A 15,543-nucleotide genomic window follows, 5' to 3' on the forward strand; every position below is an offset into this window, starting at 1 on the left:
TTTGTGATCTGAGCCTTGAATTCACTCATCTCGCAACTGTCTGCCTCTTTGCCTGCCGCCGGAACCCTGGAGCAGCTCACGCGCCCCTTGCTCGACATGCTGAGCACGGTCACGGACATGGAATCCACCTATCTGACATCCATTGATCTGAGCCAAAACCGCCAGCGGGTCGATTACGCCCGCAATGCGGGGGACATGCAGATCCCTGAAGGTTTGGAAGTGAGCTGGTCGGACACCCTGTGCCGCCGTGCGCTGGCCGAGGGCTGTATGTACACCAATGATGTCGCCAGCCGTTGGGGGGATTCAGATGCCGCGCGGGCCTTGGGCATCAAGACCTATCTCAGCGCGCCCGTGCGCGCCAAAGACGGCCATCTGCTGGGCACCATCTGTGCTGCCAGCGCCAGCATCAAGCCCATGCGCGAGGATGCCCAAGCCGTGATCGTCCTGTTCTCTAGCCTGGTGGCCAGTTTTATTGAGCGCGAAATGCTGATTACGCAGGTTCAGGACGCCAATCAGCAATTGCGTGACTTTGCCATGCATGACGCTTTGACAGGCCTGCCCAATCGGCGTGCTTTATTCCAGGCGCTCGAGCTTATGCTGAGTCGCGCCAGAGTAAAAGACGAAACCCTGCTGGTCGGGCTGATGGATCTCGACGGGTTCAAACAGGTCAATGACAACTACGGCCATCAGGTCGGCGATGCCTTTCTGCGTGCGCTGGGCGCCCGTGTCGCGGGGGCATTGCGTCCAGACGACGTGTTAGGCCGTCTGGGCGGCGACGAGTTTCTCTTGCTGGCGTCGGGCCCGCAGGGCCGTGAGCAGGCCGAGCAGGCAGCCCGGGCCTTGCAACAGCGTGTGCAGGATGCCTCTTCAGGGGATTACGCCTTGGGTGGCTTGACCCTGCCCTATGACGGCGCCAGTGTGGGCGTGGCCCTTATCGGTCCTCGCGACGCCTTGGATGCAGACCAGGCGGTGCGCCTGGCCGATGCGCGCATGTATGAGGTCAAGCGCTCGCGGCAGGCCGCCAGGCTGGATGCCGCAGGCTAGGTTCGCACGCCACGCGGCGCAATCCCGTAGGCGCGGCGAAAGGCCGTGGCGAAGTTGGCCGGGCTGCTATAGCCCGCGATCTCGGCGGCATCCGCGACACTGACACCCTCGCGCTCCAGCGCAGCCCGGGCCCGGCGCAGACGGGCATCTCGCCGGTACTCGGCGATCGAGCTATTCCATGCGGCGCGGAAATGCCGTTGCAGGGTGTTGACGCTGAGGTGATGCTCGGCTGCGATGCGGGCCAAGGGCCAGTCGTCGGCCTGACCGCTTTCCAGTAAGTCCCGCACCTGCACCATGCGCAGGTATTTGCGTTGTGTCAGCGGCGGTTCTGCGGTGCGCTCTTCGCGTAGCGCCAGGGCCGATTCACGCAGCAACTCCAGCACGCGCGCCTCTAGATAAAGCGGCAGCAGATCGGCGCTCTGCCTCGGAGGATGCAGCACTTGCTGCACCCGGGCCAGGGAGCAGCGTGAGAGTTGCCAGCGCCGCGGCTCCAGGTGGGTTTGCGCCAGTTGCCGCAACACCCGGCAGCCGCGCTCATTCAGCCAGGACGTGCTGATGCGCAGGATGAGGCCGCGCTCGATGTCGCCGCGTCGTGACTGCCGCTGGACTTCGTGGCGCGCGGTTGCGCCCCAGATGACGCCGTGGCCTGCGAGCGCCTGCATTAGCAGCTTGCCCTCGGCGCTCAGGTCGGTGCCACCCGCCAGCATCAGCACGAGGTACAGCCCCGGCCCTTCATGGCCGCGCATGGGCACCCCTTGCAGGTCGCGCCAGTCAACACGCTGCAAGGTCAGGCCGAAGCCGAGCTGATGGGTTTCTAGCAGGCCCTCGAAGCAGGCGCGGCTTTCGGCCAGCGCGCTCAGATAGGGGTGGCGCAGAAGCGTTCCGTCATTTGGTGCTTGGGCAAAGGTTTGTGGTGGCACGGCAAAGACCGCTAGCTAGACAAACTGACATAATTAGTGAAAACAAATAGTAATACAAATCATTGTTATATAAAAAGTGACACTCAAGATAGGGAGTGTCACCTGACGGGAGTTTTGCATGTCGCTCGTGCGTTTTTCGCGGCAGTACGCCGGTTCGGTGGTTCTGCTTTCGGTTGCCGGTTCGGCGGTGGCGCAGACCCAGTTGCACGACCCTTCGCAGGTCAAGGATCTGCCCGCTGTGCAGGTCTTGGGCACGGCCGAAGAGGAGGTCAAGGAATCGCTGGGGGTTTCCATCATTACCGCCGAGGAAATTCAGCGCCGTCCGCCGGTGAATGATTTGGCGGACATCATTCGGCGTGAACCAGGCGTGAACCTGACGGGTAACAGCGCCAGCGGCGCGCGGGGTAACAATCGTCAGATCGATATCCGCGGCATGGGTCCGGAAAACACCCTGATCATGATTGATGGCAAGCCGGTGAGTTCGCGTAACTCGGTGCGCTATGGCTGGAACGGCGACCGCGACACGCGTGGCGACTCGAATTGGGTGCCGGCCGAGGACGTGGAGCGTATCGAGGTCATACGCGGCCCGGCCGCGGCCCGTTATGGGTCGGGTGCGATGGGCGGGGTGGTGAACATCATCACCAAGCGCCCGGCGGAAAAACCCACGGCGCGTGCGACCTATTATGTCAACCAGCCCGAAAGCAGCAAGGAAGGCAACACCAACCGGGTCAATGTGAGTCTGTCCACGCCCATCAACGACACGCTGTCGATGCGTGTTTATGGCAACTACAACAAGACCAATCCGGATGCACGTGACATCAACGCGGGTTATGCGCCGGCCGGCACCAATGGCGTGACCACGACCGCAGGGCGCGAGGGCGTGATCAATCAGGACATGAACGCGCTGTTCTCTTGGAAGCCCGATTCGCGCAACACCTTTGATCTGGACGCGGGTTTCAGCCGCCAGGGCAATCTGTTCGCGGGCGATACCATGAACAACGCCAATACGGCGATTTCCGATGCCCTGTATGGCAAGGAAACCAACATCATGTACCGCGACAACTTCGCCTTGACGCATCGCGGCGCGTACGATTGGGGAACGACGCGGGCCAACATCGCCTACGACTACACCCGTAACTCCCGCCGTGAGGAAGGCTTGGCGGGCGGCCCAGAAGGCGCGCCCAACGGTAATGGTTTCGCAACGGCGCGCCTGAAAAACTGGCGCGCAGCGGGCGAAGTGAACCTGCCCTTGAACCTGGGCTTGAGCCAGATGCTGACGGTGGGCGCGGAATACCTGCATGAATCGCTGGAGGACCCCAGCGGCCTGCGGCAGACCTATACCGGCGGCACGATAGGCGGCACCAGCCCGGCCAATCGCGATCCCAAGGCGACGCAGAGCAGCTATGCGCTGTTTGTCGAGGACAATATTGAAGCCAGCCAGGATGTCACCCTGACCCCGGGGATGCGCCTGGATTACACCTCCAAGTTCGGTAATAACTGGAGTCCCAGCCTGAACGCCTCCTGGGCCGCGACCGACGCCTTCAAGATCAAGGGCGGTATCGCGCGCGCTTACAAGGCCCCCAATCTGTATCAGTCCAACCCGAACTATCTGCTCTATAGCCGGGGTCAGGGTTGCCTGGCCTCGCAGACTAATTCCAATGGTTGCTATCTGGTCGGCAATGACAATCTTTCGCCGGAAATCAGCGTCAACAAGGAAATCGGCTTCGAGTACGACCCGGGCACGTGGCGCACCTCGATGGCTTACTTCCGCAACGATTACAAAAACAAAATCATCTCGAGCACGGACGTGCTGTACCGTCTGAACAATGGCGCGCGCGTGCTGCAATGGGCCAATAGCGGCAAAGCCGTGGTCGAAGGCTTGGAAGGCAATCTGTTTGTGCCGCTTGCCGCCAACTTGGACTGGAATACCAACTTCACTTACATGATCACGTCCAAGAACAAGAGTTCTGGGCAGCCGCTGAGCGTGATTCCCAAGTACACGATCAACAGCACCTTGGACTGGTTCTATACCGAAAAGCTGTCTTTCCAGGCCAACCTGACCTATTACGGCAAGCAGCAGGGCCCGTCGGTCAACGAGCGCACGGGCAACACGCTGTCGGGTGATGGTCTGCAAAGCGTCAACCCCTACGCCCTCGCGGGTCTGAGCACGGGCTACGAGGTCAATAAGAACCTGCGTTTCCGGGTGGGTGTGAGCAATCTGTTCGACAAGCGCCAGTACCGTGAAGGCAATGCGTCCACCGCGGGCGCGGCGACTTATAACGAGCCGGGCCGCGCTTACTACGCGACCATGACGGTGAGTTACTGATGCGGCGCGCGCTGGCTGTCTTGCTGTTGCTTGCGGCGGGGGGCGTCTCGGCTCAGCCGCAGCCGCAAGATTTCGACCCTGCGCTTGAGCGGGCCCGCCTGGGCCTTCTGGGACTGGTTCAACAAGAGATCATGCCCCGCGAGGGGGGGCTGACCGCCGCGCGCATCTATCTCTGGGCTCCGCTCGGGCCGGCGCCGGCAATGGGGTGGCCGGTGGTCTATATGCTGGACGGCACGGCTGCGTTTCAGGCGTTGGCCAAGGCGGATGCCTTCAAGCCCGAGGCCGTGGTGGTGGGCATCGCGTATGACAGTCCAGGCCGTGTGGACGGCGCGGCGCGGGCCTGGGATTACACGCCGCGTCTGCCCGGCGCGGGCGCTCAAGGCACGCCCGACCCGCGCGCCCAGGGACGGCGCAACGGCGGGGCGGCGCAGTGGCTGGCCTTTATTGAAGACCAAGTCAAACCCTGGGTGGCCAGCCAGGTGCCGGTCGATCCCGAGCGGCAGACGCTTTATGGCCATTCTTATGGCGGGCTGTTTGTTCTGGAGACCTTGCTAACCCGCCCCGAGAGCTTCCAGCACTATGTGGCGGCCAGCCCATCCCTGTGGTGGAACGCGCCCTATATGCAGGAAAGATTGGCGGCCTGGCAGCCGTCAGTCCCGCTGAGCTTGCGCCTGATGATAGGAGGCCAGGAGCGGATGGCCGGGCGGGCCACCACGGGCGACACGGCGTCCATCGCCCGCCTGTTGGCGGCCAAGCCTGGCTTACAGGTCAGCTTGCGCGAGTTTCCCGAGCTGGGTCATGGCCCCATGTTGCCGGCCTCGGCCGTGGCCACCCTGACCGAAGGGCGGCCTTAGCAAAACGCCGCCCGGATCTCGGGATCAAGCGCCGGCCTGAGGCACACCGCTTTTAAGATGTTTCATGAAATCGGCGAAGTGGGGCCGAAACGCCGCAAAAAGCGGGTGGCTGCGGTTTTCCAGCATGATTTCACCGAATAGCTTCAAGCCCACGGCCATCGCCGTCGCGGAGCGTGCGTCGAGGTCGCCGCGCTGTTTGACGCGTTCCACGATGGCCAGGATGTCGTCGTGGTTGCCGGTTTCGAACTGTAGCGGGCCAGCATGGGTCGAGGGCTGGCCATGGGCGTCGGCCAGATGTTCGACCGTGATGCGGTAGCGGTGTTGTTTCATCGTGCTTCTCTTCTTTAGGCGCGGCCGATATCGACAGCGGCGCGGTCAATGATGGCAATCAGGCGTTCCAGCGTGGCTGCGTCGCGGTCGGCCTCCAGGCGCAGACGTAGCGCCGCGCGGAAGTTTTCGATGGCGCGTTGCAGTTGGGGCGGACGCGCAGGGCGTTCTTGCGCCAGGCGGCGGCGCACCCGTTCCAGGTCTTCGGCATGGGCATCGAGGTGCTGCTGCCCGGCCGGGGTGATGCGGTATTGCTTGCGGCCATCATCTAGGACGCTGGCCGTGGCCAGGCCCATGTCTTCGAGTAGCGCCAGCGTGGGATAGATGGTGCCGGGGCTGGGGCTATAGTCGCCGCCCACCAGGGCGCCAATGGCCCGGATGACTTCGTAACCATGGCAGGGTTGGCTGGCCAATATGGACAGCGCCAACAGGCGGATGGCGCCTGGCGGGAAGACACGCTCGCGGCGGCGGCCGCCTTCTTGTTCGAAAGGATCACCGCCACGGACATGATGAGAGTGCATGTTTGGTCTCTTGAGATAGATCTAAGATATATCGTAAATATAACGATAAAGATATATCTTAGATCTATCGTAAGTCAAGCGATTTAGCATGGCGCCGACGGCTTTTTTCGGCTTATGTATATGCGCAGTGCATTAGCAACTGCCGGATTTTTAAATCCGGAGAATGTATTTAGGGCGGCAGAAAGGGCTGTTTAGAGTGATGCCTGGTCACTCAAACACAGGTAAGAGCCCATGCATTTCTCTGCAAGCCCTAAGCGAGACATCGTTCGACAATGGCGCTATGCGCCCCTGCTGCTGGCCTTGTGCGCGCCGGCGCTGATGGCGGCCCCGCAATCCGGTGGGGTGTTGAAAGTGGCGCTGGCAGGTGACCCGCTTTGCGTGGACCCGCAGCAGCCCGGCAATAACACGGCCCTGAATATTGCCCGCCAGATCACCGACTCGCTGACTGACCAGGACCCCAAGACCGGGGACGTCGTGCCCTGGCTGGCGACGCATTGGGAGGTGGAAGACGATAGCCGCCGCTTTCGCTTTGTATTGCGCGATGGCGTGAGGTTTTCCGACGGTACGCCTCTGGATGCCGAGGTTGTGAAGGCTAACTTTGAGGGCATCGTGAAGATGGGCGCCCGGGCCTCGCTGGCCTCGACCTATCTGGCGGGCCTAGACCGGATCGAAACCCCCGACCCGCGCACGGTTGTGGTGATTTTCAAAAGCCCTAACGCGCAGTTTCTACAAGCCACGTCGACCATGAGCATGGGCTTGCTCTCCAAGGCCACCTTGGCTGAGTCCTATGAGGCGCGCTGCCAGGGCAAGGTGATCGGCACCGGGCCTTTCAAGCTGGACAGCTATACGCAAAACCAGTCCGCCAGATTGTCGCGTCGTGATGATTACGGCTGGCCGTCATCGCTGGCTGCGCATCAAGGCCGCGCCTATCTGGAGGGCATTGAGTTTCGCGTAATCCCGGAGTCTGGCGTGCGCACGGGCAGCCTGTTGTCGCGCCAGATCGACGTCAACACCGAGGTGCCGCCCCAGGATGAGCCCTTGCTGGAGGCCCGTGGACTGCCCGTGTTGGCGCGTGCCAATCCGGGCCTGGTCTATACCCTGTTCCCGAACGAATCCATTAGTCCGGGATCATCACGCGCTGTCCGCCGCGCCTTGGTAAAAGGCATCAACCGCCCTGAATTACAGGCCATTTTGTCGCGGTATCAGCGTCCGGCCAGCTCGGTGCTGGCTTCCACCACGCCGCTTTATCAGGCGCAGCCCGAGGCGCTGGCCTATGACCCGGAAGGCGCGATCAAGCTGTTGGAGGAGGAGGGTTGGGTGCCAGGACCGGATGGCATTCGTGTGAAGAACGGCGAACGTTTGGCCTTTCGCCTGGATTACTGGCAGTCCGTGACCTATCTGGAGCTCATCCAGCAGCAATTGCGCGCCATTGGGGTGGACTTGCAGCTAAAAAAGGGTGTGATCGGTCAGGTGAATGCGATTCGGGATACCGGCAAAGCGCCCTTGCAGTTCTATAACCTGACCCGTGCCGATCCGGACATTATCCGCACCGTATTCCAGGCCAGCGGTCGTAATGTGAACCTGCGTCAGGCCGCAGACGTGGACGAGGTGCTGGCCCGCTCGGCCGCCACGCTAGATGCCGCCGAGCGTAAAGCGCTGGTGAACCGCGCCGCCGAGTTGCTGGTGGAAGAGGGCCACGCCGTACCGCTGGTGGAGCTGGCGACCGTGACCGGACTAGGCAAGCATGTCCACGGCCTGCATTACGACGCCTCGTCGCGTTTGCAGTTCTATGACACGTGGATCAAGCGTTGAGGAGCCGCCATGAGCAGGGCTGAGCCGGGTGATTGGCAGTACTTGGGGCGGCGTCTGGCGCAGGCCGCTCTGGTGCTGTGGGCTGCCTACACCGTGAGTTTTCTGATTCTCTATATTTTGCCGAGCGATCCGATCAGCATCATGCTCAACCAGAGCGATGCCAGCGTGGTCGATCCGGCCCAGGTGGCGGCATTGCGCGCCGAGTATCACCTCGACGATCCTTTGTGGAAGCAATACCTGCTGGCGCTATCGGGCGCCTTGCATCTGGATCTGGGCAACTCGATTCAGAGCGGCAAGCCCGTGGTGAGCATGCTGGCCGATGCCGCGCCCGCCACGGCGGCGCTTGCCGCCGCCGCATTGCTGATCGCGCTGGTCGTCGGCGTGGGACTGGCGTTGGCGGCGGCTGGCGCGCGGGGCCGTCGGCTGGAGGATTTTTTGCAGTCCTTGCCGACCATCGGCGTGTGCCTGCCCACCTTTTGGGTCGGCCTCTTGTTGCTACAGGCTTTTTCCTTCAGCCTGCCTTGGTTTCCCGCCATGGGCAATGAGGGCTGGCAGTCCTTGGTGCTGCCGGCCATCACGCTGGCGATTCCGACCGCTGCCGCCTTGGCGCAGGTGTTGGCGCGCTCTCTGGCGCTGACCCGGCGGCAGCCTTTTGTCGAAGCGTTGCGCGCCAAGGGCGTATCGCGCCGCCGCCTGCTGCTCGGTCATGTGTTTCCCAACGCGGCGATTCCGGTCCTCACGATGGCGGGCGTGCTGATGGGCAATTTGTTGGCGGGCGCCGTGGTGACGGAAACCGTGTTCTCGCGCGATGGCATCGGCAGGCTCGCCCAGAGCGCCGTTGCCGTCAAGGACATTCCGGTGGTGCAAGGCGTGGTGATGTTCGCCGCCGCCGTTTTCGTCACGGTCAGTCTGGCGGTCGATCTGCTTTATCCCTTGCTGGACCCGCGCATCAGCCGCAGTCGTGGGAGGGCCTTGGCATGACGCTATTGACCATCACTACGCCGCTACGGCGGGTGCCGCTTTCGCTAGCCCTGAGTCTGGCAGTGATTGTGCTGGTCTTGGGCTGGGCCTTCTTCCCCGGCGTGTTCACCAGCGCTGACCCCTTGCGCGGCGTGCCGCAGCAGGCTTTGCAGCCGCCTTCTTTTGCGCATTGGTTCGGTACGGACCATCTGGGCCGGGACGTGTATTGCCCGTACGGTATACGGCACGGCGCTTTCCTTGCAAGCAACCGCGCTGGCGGTGTTGATCGCGCTTTTTTTGGGCGGCGGCCTGGGATTGATTGCGGGCTTTGCGGGAGGGCGTGTTGAGTCCGTGCTGATGCGCTGCGCCGATACCTTGATGGCGATTCCGACCCTGCTGCTGTCCATGGCTATTGTGACCGTGCTGGGTTTTGGCACGGTGCATATCGCGATTGCCGTGGGTTTTTCCTATGTGGCGACCTTTGCCCGCCTGATGCGCGGAGAGGTTTTACGCTGGCGCGGCGCGCTGTTTGTTGAGGCGGCAGTCGCCTCGGGCGTGGGTCTGGGCGGCGTGTTGCTGCGCCATATCGCGCCGCACGCGGCCGGTCCGGTGCTGTCGCTGGCTGCCCTGGAGTTCGGCGCGGCCGTGCTGGCGGTTTCGTCGCTGAGTTTTCTCGGTTTCGGCGCGCCGCCGCCGCAGCCGGAATGGGGCCTGTTGGTCGCCGAGGGCCGCAACTATATCGCCAGCGCCTGGTGGTACACCACGCTGCCGGGTCTCGTGGTCGCCGCGGTTGTGCTGGCGGCTAACCGTATTGCACGTTATGCGCAGGACCAGGGGGAGCAATGAGTGAAATACTGCGGGTTCAGGGTTTGGCGCTGTCCTATCAAGCGCCCACCGGAGTGTGGCGTCAGGTGGTTCATGAGCTGGATCTCATACTTCAGCCTGGCGAAATTGTGGCGCTGGTGGGGGAGTCCGGGTCAGGCAAATCCACGACTGCCGCTGCATTGGCGGGCCTGCTGCCTGCCAATGCCCGCATGACGGCGGGTGAGGTGGTGCTCAATGGTGAGGCCTTGGGGCAGGCGCATGAGGCGCGCTGGCAGGCGCTGCGCGGACGCCATATTGGTCTCGTGCCGCAAGATCCGGCGCAGTCGCTGGACCCGGTGCAAGGCATCGGTCGGCAGATCCGCGAGGCGCTGACGGTGCATGGGGTAGGCCGCGCGCAGGCCTTCTTGCGGGCGGCAGAAATCCTGCGCGAAGTGGGTTTGCCGGAGCGGGTGGCGGAGCGCTATCCGCATGAGTTGTCCGGCGGCCAGCGTCAGCGCGTGCTGATCGGCATGGCGTTGGCGCATCGGCCTGCCTTGTTGATTGCCGACGAACCGACCAGCGCCCTGGATGTGACTGTCCAGCGTCAGGTGCTGGATCAACTGGAGACCCTGTCACGCGCTCGGGGGGCCGCCGTACTGTTGATCACCCATGACCTGGGCGTTGCTTTCGACAGGGCCGACCGGGTGCTGGTGATGCAGCATGGCCGCATTGTTGAGGCCGGCACGTCGCGCCAACTGCGCCAGGCTCCGCAGCACCCCTACACGCGGGCCCTGCTGGCCGCCGCGCCGGGTTTGACCGAGGGCCCGACACGCGAACCGGCGCCCGCCCGTCATGCCATTCTGCGTCTACATGCGCTGTCCAAGCGCTTTGGCCGGGGAGCGCAGTCCTTTCAGGCCGTGGACGAGGTGTCCTTTCATGTGCCGCGTCACGGAACGACAGGGCTGGTGGGAGAGTCGGGTTCAGGCAAATCCACGACGGCGCGCATCGCGCTATGCCTGGAAGCGCCCAGCTCAGGCGAGGTCTGGTTTGATGGGACGAACGTGACGCATCTTGACCGCCGCGCGCTGCGCGATTTCCGCCGCCGTGTTCAGGTGATGTATCAGAACCCCTTTGTTTCATTGAATCCGCGCCTGACGCTGGCGCAGATTATCGCTGAGCCTTTGACGGCCTTCGGAATGGGCCTGCCTCGCACGCGGAGGGATCGCGCCGCAGAACTGTTGGCCGCCGTGGAGCTGGACCCCGCCATGCTGGATCGCAGGCCCGGGAGCTTGTCGGGCGGCCAACGCCAGCGCGTGGCCATCGCCCGCGCGCTGGCCATCGAACCCGAGCTTATCGTCCTGGATGAGCCGGTGTCCGCGCTGGATGTGTCGGTGCAAGCGCGCATTCTGACGCTGCTCCAGCGTCTGCAGCAAGAGCGCGGGATGAGCTATCTCTTTGTTTCGCATGACCTATCGGTCATCCGCCAGGTTTCCGACCATGTCGTCGTGCTGCGTCAGGGCCGCGTGGTGGAGCAGGGGCCTGCGCAAACCCTGTTTTCCGCGCCCGCACATCCGTATACGCGCAGCCTGCTGGCCGATATTCCGGGCCGCCGTCATGCGTTTTCTTCCACCTTTCCGATGGCGCTGGCTGCCTAGGCCGCGAGGGATCATGACATTTCCCATTGGCATTGCCTTGAACGAAATCAAGCACGAAGGCGTGGCGGGTCCGCAGAGCTGGATCTGGGCCGCCTTGCGTGCCGACCGAGCCGGCCTGGACTTTCTGACCCTGGGCGACCAGGCTTTAGCTGGGGTAGGGCAGACAGCCCTTGACGCCAGCCTGCTGGCGGCCGCGATGGGGCCGCTGACCCAGCGCATCGGGCTATTCGCCACGGCGCCGGTCACGCAGCATGAGCCCTTTCATGTCTCGACTGCGATTGCCACGCTGGATTATGTGAGCCAGGGGCGGGCGGGCGTGATTCCCGCAGTGCCGGCCGTTGCAGAAACGGCCGCGCTTTACGCGCGCACCGGCGAAACGCTGTACGGCGTGCCGCAGGAGCGCGCTGCCATCTATCACGATGCGGCCGATGCGGTCGAGGTGGTTCGCCGGCTGTGGGATAGCTGGGAAGAAGACAGCATTATCCGGGATGCCGCGACGGGCCGTTTCATTGATCGCGACAAGCTGCACTATGTGGACTACCAGGGTGAGCACCTGTTTGTAAGGGGGCCGTCCATCGTGCCGCGCCCGCCGCAGGGGCAGCCGCCCTTAGCCGTGGTCTGGCGAGAACCGGCGGATCTGGACTGGGCGCGGGCCCAGGCCGATATTCTGTTCGCCCCGCAATGGGTGAATGCCGCAGGCGTGCGCCTGTATGCCGATCTTGCCGTGGCGTTTGAAACAGAACCGTCGGCGGCAGACGCGGACGGCGCGCCGGTGTTTCGCGGCAGCCCGGCCGAACTGGCCGAGCAGGCCCGTGGCCTGATCGCGCAGGGTTATGCCGGTTTGCGGCTGCATCCGCGCCGTCTGGACACCGATCTTGACCGCATCAATCTTGAATTCCTGCCCCTGCTGCGCGGTGCGCCCGCTGCCGGCAGCGGTCCTTTGCGAGCGCGTCTGGGCCTGCCCCCGGCCATCAATCGTTATCGCGCCACCCTTGAAGGATAAGCATCATGGCACTGAAACAAGTGATTCTCGGCGCCCATTTTCCGGGCGTGAACCACAACACTGTCTGGAGCGACCCCGAGGCGGGCAGTCAGATCGAATTCGCCTCGTTCGAGCGTTTCGCGCAAACGGCCGAACGCGGAAAACTGGACTTTCTCTTTTTGGCCGAGGGCTTGCGCCTGCGTGAGCAGCGTGGCCGCTTGCATGATCTGGATGTCGTAGGCCGTCCCAACACCCTAGTCGTGCTGGCGGCGCTGGCCGCCGTCACCTCGCGCATCGGTCTGGCCGGCACGCTCAATGCCACGTTTAATGAACCCTATAACCTGGCCCGCCAACTGGCGAGCTTGGATATCCTGTCTGCAGGCCGTGCCGCCTGGAATGTGGTGACCTCGCCCGGCGCGTTTACAGGCGAGAACTTTCGCCGTGGCGCCTATCTGCCGCATAGTGAGCGCTATGAGCGCGCGCGGGAATTTGTCGCGCTGGCCCGACATCTGTGGGAGGGCGGCGATGACGGCGAGGGTGGCTTCGACTACCAGGGTAAACAGTTCGACATTCGCGGGCGTTTGCAGACCGGCGCTTTGCCGCAGGGGCAGCCGGTGATTTTCCAGGCAGGTGATTCCAATGACGGGCGCGAGTTTGCGGCGGCGTCGGCCGACGCCATTTTCACGCGCCACGGCTCGCTGGAAAAGGGCCAGGCCTTCTACCGGGACGTCAAAGATCGTCTTCCCAAGTATGGCCGTGCCGACCATGCGCTGAAGATTCTTCCTGGCGTGGGGGTGGTGCTGGGCGATACGCCCGAGGAGGCCGCAGACAACTATGCCCGCGTGCGCCGCCAGCAGGTCAGCCCGCAGACGGCGCTGGTGTTGCTGGAGCAGCTCTGGAACCGTGACCTGTCTGCCTATGACCCGGACGGCCCCCTGCCAGACATCGAGCCCGATGTCTCGGAAAGTACCGTGGCGCGCGGGCGCACGAGGCAGTACGACGACACGTTGGAGACGGCGCGGCGCTGGCGCGAGATTGCCCAGCGCGACAAGCTAAGCATCCGCGAGCTCATCATCCATGTCACCGGGCGTCAGGACTTTGTCGGCACGCCCGCGCAGGTGGCCGATGACATCAACCATTATGTGCAATCCGATGCCAGCGATGGTTTCATCCTCGTTCCCCATCTGATCCCTTCGGGCCTGGAGGGTTTTGTGGACAGGGTGGTGCCTCTATTGCAGGAAAGGGGCGTGTTCCGCCAGGATTACACCGGCCTGACCCTGCGCGACCATCTGGGTTTGCCAGTTTCAAGCCAGGTCAAACGGGAGGCCGTGGCGTGAGCGTCGTTCCTTTGTCTGTGCTGGATCTGGCCCCCGTGCGCGCCGGCGGCAATGCGCGCCTCGCATTGAACGAAACCCTGGATCTGGCGCGTCAAGCCGAGCGCCTGGGTTATCACCGCTACTGGCTGGCCGAGCATCATCTATCAGGCGGGCTGGCCAGTTCAGCCACACCCGTGGTCATCGGGCAGGTAGCGGCCGTGACCGAACGCATCCGTGTCGGGTCGGGCGCGACGCTGTTGGGCTACCATACCCCGCTGTCGGTGGTGGAGTCTTTCGGCACGCTGGAGGCGCTGTATCCTGGTCGGATCGACCTGGGTCTGGGCCGGGGGCTGGCTGCTCGAGAGCGGGCGCACGCCTTCTTGGCCCAAGCCGTGGAGCAGGCCGGGCCTCGTATCGTGCGGGGCGTCAAGGTGCCGGCGCCGCCACCCATGACGCCGCAGCGCAGTCTGGCGCGTGATCGGCTATTGCAGCACCCTGGGGCGCAGCCCCTGTCGCTGGCTGCGGCGGTGGAGACGATTTTTCAGTTGATCAACGGCGATTATCTATTCGAGGATGGCAGCCCTGCACAGGCCATGCCTGGGGTCGGCGCGGACCTGGATGTGTGGGTGCTGGGATCGTCGGCGGGCGAGTCAGCGCGGGTGGCCGCCGAACGGGGTTTGCCTTTGGCGGTCAATTATCACGTCAGTCCAGCGACCGTGTTCGACGCCATCGAAGCCTATCGCAGCGCTTTCCGCCCCTCGCCGCGATTGTCGCGCCCCTATTTGATGGTGTCGGCCGATGTATTGGTGGCCGAGAACCTGGCCCAAGCCCGCTATCTGGCCAGACCCTATGCCGCATGGGTGCACGGCATTCGCAGCGGGCAGGGTGCGCAGCCCTATCCGGCGCCCGATACGGTCGATCTGTCGGGGATCGACCCCGAATTGGTGCGCGACCGTCTCGAGACCCAGTTCCTGGGAGACGCACGGGGCGTGGCTGAAAGCCTGCGTGTCCTGCAAAGGGCGACCGAGGCCGACGAGCTGCTTGTCACCACCAATGCCTACCGGCACCAGGACAGGCTGGCGTCTTTTGCTTTGCTGGCGGGAGCCTGGTTCGCACAAGGACGCCATAAGGACGCATAAGGACATGTGAAGCCGGTATTTTACGGGGAGCCGGTGTCACTGCCAGAATTCCCCTACCTCCTCTCTATGTGCCGGCTCGCGCCGCCATCGCCGCAATCATGACGATACTTACTCTGGCAGGCAGTCCTTCCCTTCGTTCCCGTTCTTCTGGGCTGCTGCGTCATGTCGCGCAAGCGCTCGCCCGCCACGGGCAGGCTATCCGCGAGATCGGGCTGAGGGATGTGCCCGCGCAGGACTTGATCGAAGGGCATTATGCCGGCGCGTCCGCCGGCACCCTGCGCGCTCAGGTCGCTGACGCCCGCGTTCTTGTCGTCTCTACGCCGATTTACAAGGCCTCTTTGGCGGGCGGTCTAAAGGCGCTGCTGGACCTTCTGGATGAAAAAGCCCTGGCAGGCAAGATCGTGCTGCCCATCGCCACGGGCGGTAGCTCGGCGCATCTGCTGGCGCTGGAATACGGGCTCAAACCCGTGCTGTCCGCGCTGGGCGCGCGGCATATTCTGGCCGGGGTCTATGCCACGGACCAGGACGTGGGTTTTGATGAGACGGGCGCCCTGCGTATCTCGGAGGCCATTCATGAGCGGCTAAACGAAGCCGTCGCCTCGGTGCTTGCGGCCTTGGGCGCCAAGCCCCGTATCGCCGCCAAGCAGGAAGTGCGTTTGCCCGAGGCCATTGCCGCCATCGCTTGAACTGCGGGCCTCAGGCACGGCGCTTCAGGCCGCGTCGGCGCCACCATAGCCAGATGCCGCTGATGCCCAGCGCGCCAGGCCCAACAGCGCCACCAGGCCTTGGCCCGCGACGCCGCCCAACTCGCCCGTGTGTAAGGGGTAGATCACCGCGCCTGCGCCAGTTCGTCCAGCAGCCGTATCGGCCCCTGGCCGGTAGG

The 15,543-nt window shown here is 63.7% G+C and carries 15 protein-coding genes; 11 read left to right on the forward strand and 4 right to left on the reverse strand.

The window, feature by feature from the left end; genetic code table 11:
• Positions 1 to 15 precede the first annotated feature (15 nt).
• Entirely contained in the window at positions 16 to 1,044 is a 1,029-nt protein-coding gene (locus U0029_RS08770) for a GGDEF domain-containing protein (protein WP_114852482.1), read from the forward strand.
• Here U0029_RS08770 and U0029_RS08775 read toward each other — a convergent pair.
• Positions 1,041 to 1,964 carry a helix-turn-helix transcriptional regulator gene (locus U0029_RS08775; protein ID WP_249037544.1) on the reverse strand — a complete coding sequence of 308 codons (924 nt, stop codon included), beginning with the start codon at positions 1,962 to 1,964 and terminating at the stop codon, positions 1,041 to 1,043. The two genes, U0029_RS08770 and U0029_RS08775, sit on opposite strands and share 4 nt — an antisense overlap.
• Before the next feature lie 118 nt (positions 1,965 to 2,082).
• On the opposite strand from U0029_RS08775, the gene U0029_RS08780 reads away from it, so the two are divergent.
• A complete protein-coding gene (locus U0029_RS08780; protein WP_012417524.1) occupies positions 2,083 to 4,290 on the forward strand; it encodes a TonB-dependent siderophore receptor in 2,208 nt (735 codons plus the stop codon).
• On the forward strand, positions 4,290 to 5,144 hold the full coding sequence (locus U0029_RS08785) for an alpha/beta hydrolase (RefSeq protein WP_114852483.1): 855 nt from the start codon (positions 4,290 to 4,292) through the stop codon (positions 5,142 to 5,144). The genes U0029_RS08780 and U0029_RS08785 overlap by 1 nt, the downstream gene beginning before the upstream one ends.
• 24 nt (positions 5,145 to 5,168) lie before the next feature.
• Here U0029_RS08785 and U0029_RS08790 read toward each other — a convergent pair whose 3' ends face one another.
• A complete protein-coding gene (locus U0029_RS08790) occupies positions 5,169 to 5,474 on the reverse strand; it encodes a DUF3861 domain-containing protein (protein WP_012417522.1) in 306 nt (101 codons plus the stop codon).
• Between the two features lie 14 nt (positions 5,475 to 5,488).
• Complete coding sequence (locus U0029_RS08795; RefSeq protein ID WP_114852484.1) at positions 5,489 to 5,992, reverse strand: PadR family transcriptional regulator; 504 nt, start codon at positions 5,990 to 5,992, stop codon at positions 5,489 to 5,491.
• Positions 5,993 to 6,223: 231 nt separating this feature from the next.
• On the opposite strand from U0029_RS08795, the gene U0029_RS08800 reads away from it, so the two are divergent.
• The 8 genes from U0029_RS08800 (at position 6,224) to ssuE (ending at position 15,346) form a co-directional block, all read left to right on the forward strand.
• Positions 6,224 to 7,804, forward strand: coding sequence for an ABC transporter substrate-binding protein (locus tag U0029_RS08800; RefSeq protein ID WP_012417520.1), 1,581 nt, complete (start codon positions 6,224 to 6,226; stop codon positions 7,802 to 7,804).
• A gap of 9 nt (positions 7,805 to 7,813) precedes the next feature.
• Positions 7,814 to 8,785, forward strand: coding sequence for an ABC transporter permease (locus U0029_RS08805; RefSeq protein ID WP_114852485.1), 972 nt, complete (start codon positions 7,814 to 7,816; stop codon positions 8,783 to 8,785).
• 237 nt (positions 8,786 to 9,022) lie between these two features.
• Entirely contained in the window at positions 9,023 to 9,610 is a 588-nt protein-coding gene (locus U0029_RS08810) for an ABC transporter permease (protein WP_211308647.1), read from the forward strand.
• Positions 9,607 to 11,223, forward strand: coding sequence for a dipeptide ABC transporter ATP-binding protein (locus tag U0029_RS08815; RefSeq protein ID WP_114852486.1), 1,617 nt, complete (start codon positions 9,607 to 9,609; stop codon positions 11,221 to 11,223). Before U0029_RS08810 ends, U0029_RS08815 begins: the two co-directional genes overlap by 4 nt.
• A 13-nt stretch (positions 11,224 to 11,236) precedes the next feature.
• Positions 11,237 to 12,226, forward strand: coding sequence for an LLM class flavin-dependent oxidoreductase (locus tag U0029_RS08820; RefSeq protein ID WP_012417516.1), 990 nt, complete (start codon positions 11,237 to 11,239; stop codon positions 12,224 to 12,226).
• 5 nt (positions 12,227 to 12,231) lie between these two features.
• Entirely contained in the window at positions 12,232 to 13,542 is a 1,311-nt protein-coding gene (locus U0029_RS08825; protein ID WP_114852487.1) for an LLM class flavin-dependent oxidoreductase, read from the forward strand.
• Positions 13,539 to 14,660, forward strand: a complete 1,122-nt coding sequence (locus tag U0029_RS08830) for an MsnO8 family LLM class oxidoreductase (RefSeq protein WP_114852488.1) — start codon at positions 13,539 to 13,541, stop codon at positions 14,658 to 14,660. Before U0029_RS08825 ends, U0029_RS08830 begins: the two co-directional genes overlap by 4 nt.
• Before the next feature lie 98 nt (positions 14,661 to 14,758).
• The gene (gene ssuE, locus U0029_RS08835; protein WP_039051773.1) at positions 14,759 to 15,346 is read left to right on the forward strand and encodes an NADPH-dependent FMN reductase; all 588 of its coding nucleotides are present in this window, start codon (positions 14,759 to 14,761) and stop codon (positions 15,344 to 15,346) included.
• 24 nt (positions 15,347 to 15,370) lie between these two features.
• On the opposite strand, the gene U0029_RS08840 is transcribed toward ssuE, so the two are convergent.
• Positions 15,371 to 15,493, reverse strand: coding sequence for a PepSY domain-containing protein (locus tag U0029_RS08840; RefSeq protein ID WP_236824228.1), 123 nt, complete (start codon positions 15,491 to 15,493; stop codon positions 15,371 to 15,373).
• Between the last annotated feature and the right edge of the window lie 50 nt (positions 15,494 to 15,543).

The organism is Bordetella avium (genome assembly GCF_034424645.1).
In the GTDB taxonomy this organism is placed as follows: domain Bacteria; phylum Pseudomonadota; class Gammaproteobacteria; order Burkholderiales; family Burkholderiaceae_B; genus Bordetella; species Bordetella avium.

What these genes read in the sequence shown, in the direction of transcription:
- U0029_RS08780 (WP_012417524.1), top strand. Translation starts at nt 2,083, where the DNA reads ATGTCGCTCGTGCGTTTTTCGCGGCAGTACGCCGGTTCGGTGGTTCTG.
- U0029_RS08785 (WP_114852483.1), top strand. Translation starts at nt 4,290, where the DNA reads ATGCGGCGCGCGCTGGCTGTCTTGCTGTTGCTTGCGGCGGGGGGCGTC.
- U0029_RS08790 (WP_012417522.1), bottom strand. Translation starts at nt 5,474, where the DNA reads ATGAAACAACACCGCTACCGCATCACGGTCGAACATCTGGCCGACGCC.
- U0029_RS08795 (WP_114852484.1), bottom strand. Translation starts at nt 5,992, where the DNA reads ATGCACTCTCATCATGTCCGTGGCGGTGATCCTTTCGAACAAGAAGGC.
- U0029_RS08800 (WP_012417520.1), top strand. Translation starts at nt 6,224, where the DNA reads ATGCATTTCTCTGCAAGCCCTAAGCGAGACATCGTTCGACAATGGCGC.
- U0029_RS08805 (WP_114852485.1), top strand. Translation starts at nt 7,814, where the DNA reads ATGAGCAGGGCTGAGCCGGGTGATTGGCAGTACTTGGGGCGGCGTCTG.
- U0029_RS08815 (WP_114852486.1), top strand. Translation starts at nt 9,607, where the DNA reads ATGAGTGAAATACTGCGGGTTCAGGGTTTGGCGCTGTCCTATCAAGCG.
- U0029_RS08820 (WP_012417516.1), top strand. Translation starts at nt 11,237, where the DNA reads ATGACATTTCCCATTGGCATTGCCTTGAACGAAATCAAGCACGAAGGC.
- U0029_RS08825 (WP_114852487.1), top strand. Translation starts at nt 12,232, where the DNA reads ATGGCACTGAAACAAGTGATTCTCGGCGCCCATTTTCCGGGCGTGAAC.
- ssuE (WP_039051773.1), top strand. Translation starts at nt 14,759, where the DNA reads ATGACGATACTTACTCTGGCAGGCAGTCCTTCCCTTCGTTCCCGTTCT.